The 12,304-nt window shown below is 42.8% G+C and carries 11 protein-coding genes and 1 riboswitch; of the genes, 10 read left to right on the top strand and 1 reads right to left on the bottom strand.

Annotated features, from left to right (window positions below; translation table 11 throughout):
- The first annotated feature begins 44 nt into the window (after positions 1-44).
- From BROSI_RS07840 to BROSI_RS07885, 10 genes are all read left to right on the top strand, one after another.
- Positions 45-443 (top strand): hypothetical protein, encoded by a 399-nt coding sequence (locus BROSI_RS07840; RefSeq protein ID WP_052563183.1) that lies wholly within the window; start codon positions 45-47, stop codon positions 441-443.
- On the top strand, positions 401-1,981 hold the full coding sequence (locus BROSI_RS07845) for a site-specific DNA-methyltransferase (RefSeq protein WP_157842433.1): 1,581 nt from the start codon (positions 401-403) through the stop codon (positions 1,979-1,981). Before BROSI_RS07840 ends, BROSI_RS07845 begins: the two co-directional genes overlap by 43 nt.
- Before the next feature lie 111 nt (positions 1,982-2,092).
- Positions 2,093-2,398 (top strand): hypothetical protein, encoded by a 306-nt coding sequence (locus BROSI_RS07850; RefSeq protein ID WP_052563185.1) that lies wholly within the window; start codon positions 2,093-2,095, stop codon positions 2,396-2,398.
- A 102-nt stretch (positions 2,399-2,500) separates the two neighbouring features.
- Positions 2,501-2,749 carry an SIR2 family protein gene (locus BROSI_RS07855; RefSeq protein WP_157842434.1) on the top strand — a complete coding sequence of 83 codons (249 nt, stop codon included), beginning with the start codon at positions 2,501-2,503 and terminating at the stop codon, positions 2,747-2,749.
- A 34-nt stretch (positions 2,750-2,783) separates the two neighbouring features.
- Entirely contained in the window at positions 2,784-4,718 is a 1,935-nt protein-coding gene (locus BROSI_RS07860) for an SWIM zinc finger family protein (protein WP_052563187.1), read from the top strand.
- Between the two features lie 338 nt (positions 4,719-5,056).
- Complete coding sequence (locus BROSI_RS07865; RefSeq protein ID WP_157842436.1) at positions 5,057-5,494, top strand: septal ring lytic transglycosylase RlpA family protein; 438 nt, start codon at positions 5,057-5,059, stop codon at positions 5,492-5,494.
- A 168-nt stretch (positions 5,495-5,662) separates the two neighbouring features.
- A complete protein-coding gene (sdhA, locus tag BROSI_RS07870) occupies positions 5,663-7,384 on the top strand; it encodes a succinate dehydrogenase flavoprotein subunit (RefSeq protein WP_052563189.1) in 1,722 nt (573 codons plus the stop codon).
- A gap of 7 nt (positions 7,385-7,391) precedes the next feature.
- A complete protein-coding gene (locus BROSI_RS07875) occupies positions 7,392-8,102 on the top strand; it encodes a succinate dehydrogenase/fumarate reductase iron-sulfur subunit (protein ID WP_200891720.1) in 711 nt (236 codons plus the stop codon).
- Positions 8,103-8,284: 182 nt separating this feature from the next.
- Positions 8,285-10,729 (top strand): tetratricopeptide repeat protein, encoded by a 2,445-nt coding sequence (locus tag BROSI_RS07880; protein WP_157842437.1) that lies wholly within the window; start codon positions 8,285-8,287, stop codon positions 10,727-10,729.
- Positions 10,730-10,858: 129 nt separating this feature from the next.
- A riboswitch (cyclic di-GMP riboswitch) is annotated at positions 10,859-11,001 on the top strand.
- Positions 11,002-11,074: 73 nt separating this feature from the next.
- Positions 11,075-11,800, top strand: coding sequence for a peptidoglycan recognition protein family protein (locus BROSI_RS07885; RefSeq protein ID WP_157842438.1), 726 nt, complete (start codon positions 11,075-11,077; stop codon positions 11,798-11,800).
- Between the two features lie 106 nt (positions 11,801-11,906).
- On the opposite strand, the gene BROSI_RS07890 is transcribed toward BROSI_RS07885, so the two are convergent.
- Complete coding sequence (locus BROSI_RS07890; protein WP_052563193.1) at positions 11,907-12,254, bottom strand: hypothetical protein; 348 nt, start codon at positions 12,252-12,254, stop codon at positions 11,907-11,909.
- Between the last annotated feature and the right edge of the window lie 50 nt (positions 12,255-12,304).

The following is a 12,304-nucleotide window of genomic DNA, read 5'->3' on the forward strand; positions in this document are numbered from 1 at the left end:
CAGAAGAACTTTGTGTTGTAGGGACTTAGGCATTTCTGGAGTTTGTGGAATCAATTAAAAGCGAGGGCGTTGAACTTGGTTACAGAAGCATGGGAGAAACGGCAAAAGGTAATTCCCCGATAGTAATTGAACCAGATAGGGAAAATCCAGGCAAAGATCTTGAGAAACTTGATATAAAGATTCCTGTGCTTACTCCCAGACTTTACAGAGAATATAAAAGACTTGAAGAAATAAACATAGATAAATTTCACTTTACACCCGTAGAACTGAAAACATTTTCCGAAGAAGAAAAGAAAGAGATTGTCTTTAAGGATATAGAAGGTCAGATGTCGCACATTACCGTATTTGAAGGGATGAGGAAGTTACTAACGTTGTCCTGCCATTTCATTCCATTGAGCATGTGGATGAACCAAGAGAAGAAAAAAGCAAGACAGGTCAGTTAAAGCTGTTATCTACCGATGATAGGGGCAGGCAACTCAAGGGGTGGACAAATAAGTTGATCTGGGGAGATAACAAGCTGGCGCTTTCATCGCTTATCAACGGCCCCTTAAGAGAAGAAATAGAAAGGGAAGGAGGCCTGAAACTCATTTATATAGACTCACCCTTTGCAGTCGGTGCCGATTTTTCATTTCAGATAAGGCTCAACGGTGATGAGGTAACAAAAAAGCCTTCCATCATTGAAGAAATTGCATACAGGGACACATGGGGTAAAGGCATCTCCTCTTACCTCTCCATGATGTATGAGAGACTGAAACTCATGCATGCTCTGCTGGCGGAGGATGGGAGCATTTATGTGCATTGCGACCGGCGGGTAGATGCCTATTTGAGGTTAATACTAGACGATGTGTTTGAAAAAGACAATTTTAAAAACGAAGTTATTTGGTGTTACAAGGAACGAGAAAGAGTTTTAAATACTTATAATCCTAAGCATGACATGCTTCTCTTCTATTCAAAATCTAATAGTATAGATAGACCTTTCAATTGGCAAGAGGCAACCGAAGAATATTCTGAAGTTACAAAAAAGAAATTTAAATACAAGGACGATAAAGGTTGGTATCAAATCAGAGGAAAAAATACAATGGGTAGTCCTATTCAAGCTGCCGATGGATTAACTCCTGAGGATGAACAAAATTATCCAGGACTGACCTATAGAGATTATATAGAAAATAGAGCAGGTGTAGCACCAAGAGATTGGTGGAATATTGATATCATCAACAAAGCCGCCGATGAAAGAACTGCATATATTACCCAAAAACCAGAAGCTTTACTTGAAAGAATTGTGAAAGTCTCTTCCAACGATGGCGATCTTGTGGCAGACTTTTTCTGCGGTTCAGGCACAACCCCTGCCGTAGCCGAAAAACTAGGCAGGAAGTGGATTGCCTGTGACCTCGGCAGATTTGCCATCCATACCACAAGAAAAAGACTGATCCAGGTACAACGTGAACTCAAAAGAGACGACAAACCCTATAGGGCGTTTGAGGTCTTAAATCTTGGGAAATACGAAAGAAAATATTTTATGGGTATCAATCTTGATTTGACGGAGGATGAACAGAGAAGACAGCTTGAATTAAAACATGAGGCATACATAAATCTGATCCTGGAAGGTTACAAGGCAAAAAGGGTAGAAGGCTTGAGGACGCTTTGCGGGGTGAAGGCACAGAGATTTGTCCATGTCGGTCCCCTGGATTTTCCCATTACCAGAAAAACCGTTGAGGAGATTTATGATGAATGCCGGGAGAAGGTAATCACGCAGGTTGATGTGTTGGGTTTTGAGTTTGAGATGGGATTGTTGCCGCGCATAGAAGATGAGATGAAAGATAAAGGAATAAACTTGAAACTCAAATATATTCCACGAGAAGTCTTTGATAAGCGGGCGGTGAAAAAGGGACAGGTAAAATTCTATGACGGTGCATACCTTGAGGTAAAACCCGAAGTAAAAGGCAAAAAGGTCAAGGTTCGACTGAAAGATTTTACGACCTAATACACGCAGGACGACCTTGATGAGATAGAGCAAAACCTCAAGAATGGCAGTAATAGAGTCGTTATAGAAAATGGCCAGATAATCAGGATAGAAAAAGACAAGAACGGTATCGTGAAAAGAGACATTTTAACGAAAGATTGGGTTGACTGGATAGATTACTGGGCGGTAGATTTCGATTATGCAAACAAGAAAGAGATTGTCAGAATAGGGAAAAATGGCGCATCAGAAGAGGCCTGGACAGGAAGTTATATTTTTGAAAATGAATGGCAATCCTTTAGAACCAAGAAAAATGCTGAGCTTGAATTCGAATCCTCGTGGCATGAATACAAAAAGGGTGGTAGATACAAAATAGCCATAAAGGTTGTTGATATTTTAGGACAAGATACAACTCAGGTGGTAGAAGTTAAGGTTGAATAAACCCGAGAAAACATTTTTGGCTGAAAGAAACGTTGATAGTGGCACTTTATATAAAGAGGTTGCAAAATTACTGGTTGACCGAAAGCCGTGTTTGGGGAGCAGTTGCCATTTGATGCACTCATGAAGGCACAAGAGGAGTCCGCAAGGTGCAGGATAATGTTCCTCGTTGGCACATCTGCCGTTGTCCAGCCCGCGGCATCCTTACCTTTTTTGGCAAAACAGAAGAGGGCTCAAATAATTGAAATAAATATTGAAAAAGCTTTTCCCGATGCAGATTATTTTATTATGGAAAAGGCAGGGACGTTCCTTCCCATGATCGTTGAAGAGATAAAAAAGATACTTATTCTGTAAAAAGCTGATTTTATATAATGAAGATTTTTGGAGAATGATGGAGGAAAGATTGTCATTGAAAAATCTGGAAGAGAATTTTAGAGAATTAACCTGGAATGATTTACAGAATTGGGTTGGCAGCCGTACCTTAAAAAGGGGGGAAGATTATTTCAAGCGTGGCCGGGTTACGAACTTGAGAATTGCACCGACGGGGATCCTTGCCAGGGTATCTGGCACCGATGAATATACAACCCTCGTTACGATACACGGGCAAGGCCAGCAGAAGGAAATCACATCTGATTGCACCTGTCCCTATGGCAGCGGTTGCAAACATGCCGTCGCCACGGTCCTGGCATTTTCCCAGGCTATTAAAGACAAGAGAAAAGTACCAACAGCCCAATCGACCGACCCGGACATCATGAAGATGAAAGGACTTGACGACGGTGAGTACGAAGAAGACGACTACGATGATCCCGGAGATACCCAAACTCGATCAAAAAAGTCTTCCGCTAAATCAACCCCGGACAACGATATCGCAGAGTTCCTTGACCAGCATGACAAGGAGTTCCTGAAAAAATTCGTGATAACGCTTGCAAACAGGTATCCGGAGGTTTACACAGAGCTTTTGGACAGCGCACGGTTAGCCGGTGGCAAGGTGGAAAAGCTTATTTCCAGCATACGCCAAGAGATAGATAACATTATATCAGAACCGGCATGGCGTAACCATTGGTCAGATGAGGGAAACCCGTCTGATTTTAGCAGGGTGAAGTCTATGATGTTGCATCTTTTTGACCAGGGTTATTACGATGCCGTCACTATTATTGCCGGGGAATTGCTGGATAAAGGTAATTCGTACGTTGAAACCTGCGATGATGAAGGTGATTCAGCTTTGCAAATTTCTGAATGCCTGGAGATCGGATTTAAAGCGGTTAAAAAGTGTGAATGGCCAAACGTGAGTAAGATTATGTTCATCATAGAAGCGGAACTGCAGGACGAATATGATCTGTGCGGTGGTGCATACGAAATCTTAGAATCAATACGTGACAAATCGGCATGGTCTGCAGCGGCTGACGATTTATCAGACAGGCTTGCTGATTTGCCATCCTCAAAGAATTCTAACAGCGAATTTAGCAGCAATTACCGGAGAGACCGCATTTCCAATTTTCTTATCTCTGCCTTAGAAAAATCGGGCAGGAATGAAGAGATACTTCCCTTATGCGAGGAAGAGGCAAAAATTACCGGCAGCTGGGTACGGTATGTTGAGAGGTTGATCGGGGCAAAAAAATATGATGAAGCCAGAAAAGCTGCTGAAGAGGGTATAAAGCAGGTTGGCCAAAAGTACCCGGGAATTGGGAATACCCTGAGGGAACATATTGCAAAACTTGCAGAAAAAAGCGGCGACTATGATTCAATCTTATTCCTAAGACAGGAAGAATTTTTAGAGTATCCTTGCCTGAAAAATTACAATAAACTCATAGAAGCGGCGGTCAACACGAAAAGCGAAACAACGATCAGGGACTGGGCACTACAGTTTTTAGAAACGGGAAACGTGCATACCCGAGGAGATCTAAAGTCCCCACAAAAAATCAAAGAAAGGTATTCCAAAAGTTTCCCTGCATATGATGTATTAATTGATATAGCGGACAAGGAGAAAGACGCTGATAAGGTATTGCATTGGTACAGACAGTCTTACGCTAAGGATCGTTGGTTTTCCGAGAAACATGTCCAGGTTGCCCATGCTATCGCAGGAAAGTACCCTGACGAGGCGCTAAAGATATGGTGCGCATTGGCAGAAAATCAAATTGCGTTAACAAAGCCATCAGCGTACGAAACAGCTGTGGGCTATCTGAAACAGGTGCGTGACATTTATCGAAAGACCCATCGGACGAAGGAGTGGGAATCTTATGTAGCCGTTTTAAGAGAAAGCAATAAAAAAAAGATACGATTTATACAAAGTTTACGTACCCTTACCGGCGAAAGGATTATATAGAATCCCTGTATAAAAACTTCCTTTTTTGTAAGTTTTTTACCTCCCTTTCATCGCAAGGAATGAAAATAGGTTAAAGAAAATCTCGATCGGGGTCAAGGGTCAAGTTTTTTGCTCCTTGCCTCTTGTTCCTTTTTATTTTGAAAGGGCATCGAAAGGTACTTTGTGTGGTGAGTATGTCATCACCGGAGATATATCCGGGACTGTTGAAGGAACATGTCGGCTTGTAATAGAAGTTGTGACTATCTCATCCTGTTTTAAATGATGAGATTAGAACGGTTGGGATTTACAAAAAATAATAGAGGATAAGCATGTATCAAAACTTAAAAATAGGGAACTTTTTGATTATATTTATCGGAATTACGTGCGTAATTGGCTGTAGAAATGCTGACGTTAGAAAAAATGATATTAAATCAATTGACAGTAAAAAAACCGACGCCAAAAACAGTAGCAAACAATCCGATCTTTATGATGAAACAGGCATTGCTTCATTCATTTCTGATGAATACGATGGCAAAATGACCGCGAGTGGTGTCCGTTATGATAAAAACAAATTGACAGCTGCTCATCCGTCGTTGTCCTTTGGAACAAAAATATTGATTACCAATTTGATGAATAAGAGAAAGGTTGAAGTAATTGTTATAGACCGTTTTTATCGCACGACGGACAGGATTGTGAATGTTTCACATAGGGCCGGTGTAGAATTAGATTTGATAGAGAGCGGGATTGCAAAAGTAGGCATAACGATCATTGAAAAAACCGGTCAGAATTTCAAGTAAAAGGGATTTGTTCTCTATCCAACTGAATAACTGTGGATAATTGGGAACACCACCCGCATTTTTCTTGGCGCGTTAACAGCTATCTGATATCATGTTCACACTACGGCGGGAATTGAAAGGGTAATTGTTCAGGATCTTTCCCATAACAAGAAAAACACCAGGTATACCATGGAATTCAAACACGATGTTCTCATAGTGGGAGCCGGGCTTGCCGGTTTGCGGGCGGCAGTAGAGGTGGCGGGAGTTGCGGATGTTGCCCTGATCAGTAAGGTGTTTTCCACCCGCTCTCATTCCGGTGCCGCCCAGGGAGGTATTGCCGGAGCGCTGGGCAATGAAGAGCCCGATTCATGGGAATGGCACATGTACGATACGGTCAAGGGGGGGGATTTTCTCACTGACCAGGATGCAGCTGAAGTTCTGACGCAAGATGCCCTCCGGGCTATTTACGAGCTTGAGCATATGGGTGTTCCTTTCAACAGGACCCCGGCTGGTACCATTGCCCAGCGGGCATTTGGCGGCCATACCCGCGATTTCGGCAAGGCGCCGGTTAAAAGGGCATGTCATGCAGCCGACCGTACTGGCAGGGTAATTATGGATACCTTGTACTTCGAATCACTCCGGAAGGGGATTAAGGTCTATGAAGAATTTTATCTGCTGGATCTGATTATGCAGGAAGACACGGTTGCAGGTCTCGTGGCATACGATCTTGCAACGGGCGCTGTTCACGTCTTTCATTCGCGGGTAGTCGTGTTAGCAACGGGTGGTTTCGGCAAGGTGTACAAAACCACCTCCAACTGTTTCGCGAATACCGGGGATGGAGTGTATCTTGCCTATAGGGCAGGGGTGCCTCTCGAGGATATGGAGTTTGTTCAATTTCATCCCACCGGTATTTATGGCATGGGTGTGCTCATTAGTGAGGCAGCCCGCGGCGAAGGGGGTATGCTTCGGAATGGGAAAGGGTACCGGTTTATGGAAAGGTATGCCCCAGGCTTAAAAGATCTTGCCCCACGGGACGTCATTAGTCGTGCAATTTATGACGAAATTCGTGAGGGCAGGGGAATTGATGGACGGGATTACGTCCACCTTGATCTTACCCATCTGGGGAAAGAACGCCTTGCGGCGAAACTCTCTGATATTTCCTCCTTTGTCCGGATCTATCTGGGAATCGATCTGGTCAGGGATCTCATCCCCGTACAGCCCACCTGCCACTATATGATGGGAGGGATTCCCACAAACCTGGATGGCCAGGTTCTTGATGAAAATCAACAAGTGATACAAGGCCTTTATGCAGCCGGTGAATGTGCCTGTGTATCGGTGCACGGCGCTAACCGGTTGGGCTGTAATTCGCTACTTGACCTTGTGGTGTTTGGGCGCAGGGCAGGGAAAAAGATACTCCAGGCACTGGATGGTCTTGCCTGGGTCTCGTTGCCCGATCAACCAGAAAGGGATACTCTTGCAAAGATCGATCGTTTGAAGAGGCGACAGGATGGAGAAAAGGCCGGGGTATTGAGGAATGAGATGCAAGAGGCCATGATGGCGTATTGCTCCGTATTCCGTAACAAGAAAGACCTGAATAAAGCCCTTGCAACTATCCGGTCTTTAATGGAACGATATGAGGGAGTTGCAATAGACAATCGCGGGCTTGGATTTAACACAGACCTTACGGAAGCCCTTGAATTGGAATCTTTACTCAACCTGTCATATATAATCCTGGTTTCTGCATTGGCAAGGGAAGAAAGCCGTGGCGCTCATTTCAGGGAAGATTATCCCGAAAGGGATGATCAAAACTGGCTCAAACATACCTTAATCCGGAAGACTATGGACGGTTATCGCCTCTTCTACAAGCCGGTGACTATTACACGATTTGAACCAAAACCGAGGGTGTATTGATGTGGAAATGAAATTCAGGATATACCGCTTTGATCCGGATGCAGATAAAGAACCTTATTACCAGAAGTATCAGATTTCTGCCAATCCTTCGGATCGTATACTGGATTGCCTCAACCGGATTAAATGGGAGCAGGATGGAACACTCAGTTACCGGATGTCCTGCGGCCATGGGGTGTGCGGTTCCGACGCCATGAAAATCAACGGTCGCTGCGCCCTGGCTTGCCAGAAGCTGGTAAAAGAGTATGAAGGGCAGGAGGTAGTTCTGGAACCACTCCCTTCTTATAAGGTGCTCAAAGACCTGGTTGTGGACCTGGAGCCATTCTTCGAGAAAGTAAAACTTGTTCGTCCTTATTTGATCTCTGAAACCATTCCTCCGGAAAAAGAGCGTTCGCAATCACCAGAGAACAGCAAACAGCTGGACACTGCTATCAGATGCATCTTGTGTGCCTGTTGCATGGGTGCCTGCCCGGTGGTTAACGAAAACGAGCGGTTTATAGGTCCTGCCCCTCTGGTATGGGCATTCAGGTACATTTTTGATTCGCGGGATGATAAGTATCGGGACCGGCTCAGGCAATTGGATTATCCTGATGGAGCATGGGCATGTGTCAACCACTATGAGTGCACACGCGTTTGTCCAAAAGAGATCCCGGTTACAAAATACATAAATACTATTAAACAGGAGATACAGAAAACAAAGGACAAAAGTAGTCCGGCATGATAGTACAAAACGTCTTATCAAAGACAGAAATATACTGCTTATGATACTTGCATTCCCATAGGGTATGTGTTACACTCTTTTCACTTGCAGCTCGTTTTTTACGAATCAGCGCCAAAATATAGGTTGCTATCCTGAGAAAGGGGCATTTCTTTTTTTTCTATGGCTGAATGATGATGTTTTTTATGAGCACTGTTCGTTCCCCTGCGCCCCGCTACTTTCCCACAAAATTGAACAAGTATCTGAAAGACATTGCACCTTATAGTATTCTGGCAGCAATATCGGTCGTCGTTTTTCTTAACACCCTGAGCAATACCTTTGTTTACGACGACTCTGCAACCGTCGTAAACAATAACCTGATTAAGAACTGGAAAAACCTCCACTCAATCTTTTCCTTTCATTATTTTATTCTCTCCGGAGAACTTAGCTATCGTCCCGTTGTTACGCTATCGTATTTTGCCGATTATTTCCTTTGGGGTTTAAATCCTGCTGGTTTTCATCTTACAAACATCCTCCTTCAAACAGCAAATACCGTATTGTTTTACGTCTTTGTGAAACAGGTTACGAAGGCAAATACAGCAGCCTTTATCTCTACGCTATTATTTGCCACTCATCCGATTCTCACCGAGACGGTAAACTCCATTAGTTATCGGGAAGACCTTCTTGCTGCACTCTTTTTCTTAATCGCCTTTGTCTTATTTCTGAAAATCGATGAAAAATCTTTAACCCGGGGTAAATTTTTTGCGTATTATGCAGGCTCCTTATTTGCCTGCTTCTTATCCCTCTTTTCAAAAGAGACGGCGGTTGCATTCCCTGTCCTGCTTGTGCTGTTTAACGTCTTTTCTGCAACTCCAGCCAGCCCCCTTCGTTCAATGATAAAAAGGGTGAAAGGTGTTTCCATCGGCTATTTTCTAGTCACCGGTTTTTATCTGTTTATCCGGTTTGTGTTGTTTCGGCATGTGTACATTCGATTGGATCAAACTCAGCAAGGCTTGTTTGTCATGCTTAAGGTTATTGCATCGTATATAAAGCTCTTGTTTTTTCCATTCAATCTTAATGCCGATTATGTGGTTCCGCCGGTAAATGCAGGAATACCAGCTTTTATAATCTCAGTGCTCCTCGTAATTACAACCGTCATCCTTCTGATACGATTATGTCAAAGTAATGAACAACATGGGTTTTTTCTCTCGTGGTTCTTTGTTACGCTCTTACCGGTATTAAACATAATTCCCATAGGAAATATTATGGCGGAACGATATCTCTATATTCCCATTATGGGTTTCTCCGGGGTTATCGGAATGCTTGTTCAAAATTATACTCTGAAAAAAAACTTAGCAACAATGTGCCTGGGAACCGTTATTGTTGTCTTCGGTATTACCAGTGTCCACCGGAACGGAATATGGCGGGATGAACTCACCTTATGGTGTTCAACCGTTAATCGTGAGCCTAACAGTGCCCGTGCTCATCACAATCTCGGTGTTGTGCATAGTTTAAAAGGCTTCTATGACTATGCCGAATTTGAATATAAAAAGACGCTGGAAATTAAGCCCAGGGATGCAGAGTCACACTATAACATGGGAAATGCCTACGAGAGGAAAGGTATGTTCGATGCTGCTATCAAAGAATATCAGGAGGCATTGCGGTACAATCCGGTTTATGCCGATGCCTATAATAATCTTGGTGGTATATATAAAAACAAACGTCATATCGACAGGGCTATCGAACTCTATAAAAAAGCAACCCAATGTAACCCGTTCAATCCCTACTATTACAATAATCTTGGACTTGCATACCGTGAAAATAAACTCTACAAAGAGGCTATTGCTGACTTGAGAAAGGCATTACAAATAAACTCCGGGATCTCCACCACACATAACAACCTGGGAAATACTTACAGGGAAATGGGGAACTTCGGGGAGGCATTGACTGAGTTCAAAACAGCGCTGAAGCTGGACCCTGCGAACGCTGATCTCCACAACAATCTGGGGATTATTTTTACAGATATGGAGCAGTTTGAGAAGGCCATACATGAATTTGATACCGCAATTCGACTCAATCCAAAATTGGCCAATGTGCATAATAACCTTGGCATTGTCTATGCGAAGAAGGGTTATCCCGATAAGGCTGTTAATGAACTGAATGAGGCAGTTGCACGGGGATTTGACAATGCGGATGTGCATAATAATTTAGCGGGGATATATTTGACGAAGGGATCAACAGATAACGCGATTGCTGAACTTCAGTTGGCCTTAAAATGTAATCCTGTAGATAGCAATGCCCACTGTAACCTGGGAAATGCTTATATGTCAAAAAATCTTGTGGATGAAGCCATTTCTGAGTTTAAAGAGGCAGTAAAATACAATCCCGCCGATGGAGAGATATACTATTATCTTGGAAATGCCTTTTACCGGAAAGGACAATACAGTGAATCGGTAGATTCTCTTCACCAATCGGTTCACTATCAGCCGAATAACCCGTTAGCACATAAACTACTCGGCGTTATTTATGCAAATTACTTAAACAACCCTTCCAGCGCATTATTCCACCTGAACGAAACACTCAGATTAGACTCTCGGCAATCCATGGCAAAAGAAATAACGGAATTCATCAGCAAGCTAAAAAATAAGTAGCCAATGGTTATCTGTGTTCTTTCATAAGATTTTCATGAACAGGGTTTCTTCGGTAAGTGGGTTCCCAATTCGGCGCTTAGAAACCAGAAATTATTTATTGACAATGAAAAAATTACATTTATAATATAACAACGATAAAGGCAAACTCCGAGTGATCGGGGGACGCAAAGGAAAGGGTCTTTAATAGGTTCATGCGGGGTTCACCTGAGATAATAAAAGAGACGCGTACCATAGAGGAAGCTTTAACTTTTAAAGATAGCCTTACTGCCGAAGATGTTCGGGAATGAATATTTTCACAGCAAGGCTTTTTTTATTTCTAAAAACTTTAAGTTAAGGCGGCATTCTATGCATAGAAAAATAGTATCCTTATTGTCGCGAAACTCGAAGATCTATTTTAGGAATAGAATCATGCACCAGGGCGAGAGGATGGTTCAATGCCTTTCGCTCATTATGATACTGGTTGCATCGGGCTTGTGTGTTTCTACACCCTTTTTTACCAGTGTAAAGATTGAAAGAACGAAAAGACCGGAAGGCCTTGGAAGTTCCTCCTATGTGCAAGATCTCGAAAAACTCTGTCGCATCAATACAAATGGAAGACCATGGGAGTATATCGTTATACATCACAGCGCCACGGCAAAAGGTAATGCCGCCCGATTTGACCATTACCACCGGAAAAACAGAAAATGGCAGCATGGCCTCGCTTACCATTTTGTGATTGGGAACGGATCTGTTTCAGGAGATGGTGAAATTGAGGTTGGTGAGCGCTGGAAAAAACAAATTCATGGCGCCCATACAGCGAATATGGATTGTAATCGTGTAGCAATCGGGGTTTGTCTGGTTGGTGATTTTGAAAACGGGGGAGCCCCAACCGAAAACCAACTCGATTCGCTCGTCAGACTTATCCAATATCTTTCCAGAAAATACAATATTGCTTCATCTAATATATTACAGCATAAAGAGGTGCATCAGAAATGTACCGCCTGTCCAGGTAAAAATTTCCCATTTGCAGAGATTAAGACAAGATTGCTGCAAATCGCATCAAAAGGAAGCAAGCATATCCAGGAATTATAATGGTAGGCTTTTGTTGTGTTCGTGTAAAAAGTTATTTTTGAGGAAGTTTTTGTTCTGTAGTTATTAGTAAGTCTCGTGTAACTCTTTTTGTTACGGCTACGCTGGGTTACTTTGTTTGTGTTTTTAATAGTTCTGTCTTTACCTCTTCAATAGACATACCATAAGGCCTTCCATGCTCTTGTAATTTTTTGTCATATTTGTAATTTCGGGCAGCCACAAGTCCTAAACCTCCTCCCTGGAAATACTCATATATCATAATGGTCTGTTCTTCGGTATCTACAAGATAAAATGGCTGTCTGTTACCTTGCTTCTCTCCCACAACACCAAAAACATGCCGTGCGTTCCCATCACCTTGCGCAACGACATAATTTGTCGTGTTTTTCAATACCAGCACTATGAGTAGTAAGACAATAATAACGAGTAAAAGGGTGTTCGTATTATAGAGTTTGTGCATGGTTGCATCTCCAGGGCTGATTCCACATTTTTAGTGATCTGTTTGAAGAA

The organism is Candidatus Brocadia sinica JPN1 (assembly GCF_000949635.1).
Classification (GTDB): Bacteria; Planctomycetota; Brocadiia; order Brocadiales; family Brocadiaceae; genus Brocadia; species Brocadia sinica.

Excerpts from the sequence above, each read along its gene's own strand:
- BROSI_RS07860 (WP_052563187.1), top strand. The coding sequence starts at position 2,784 with ATGATGGAGGAAAGATTGTCATTGAAAAATCTGGAAGAGAATTTTAGA.
- sdhA (WP_052563189.1), top strand. The coding sequence starts at position 5,663 with ATGGAATTCAAACACGATGTTCTCATAGTGGGAGCCGGGCTTGCCGGT.
- BROSI_RS07875 (WP_200891720.1), top strand. The coding sequence starts at position 7,392 with ATGAAATTCAGGATATACCGCTTTGATCCGGATGCAGATAAAGAACCT.
- BROSI_RS07880 (WP_157842437.1), top strand. The coding sequence starts at position 8,285 with ATGAGCACTGTTCGTTCCCCTGCGCCCCGCTACTTTCCCACAAAATTG.
- BROSI_RS07885 (WP_157842438.1), top strand. The coding sequence starts at position 11,075 with ATGCATAGAAAAATAGTATCCTTATTGTCGCGAAACTCGAAGATCTAT.
- BROSI_RS07890 (WP_052563193.1), bottom strand. The coding sequence starts at position 12,254 with ATGCACAAACTCTATAATACGAACACCCTTTTACTCGTTATTATTGTC.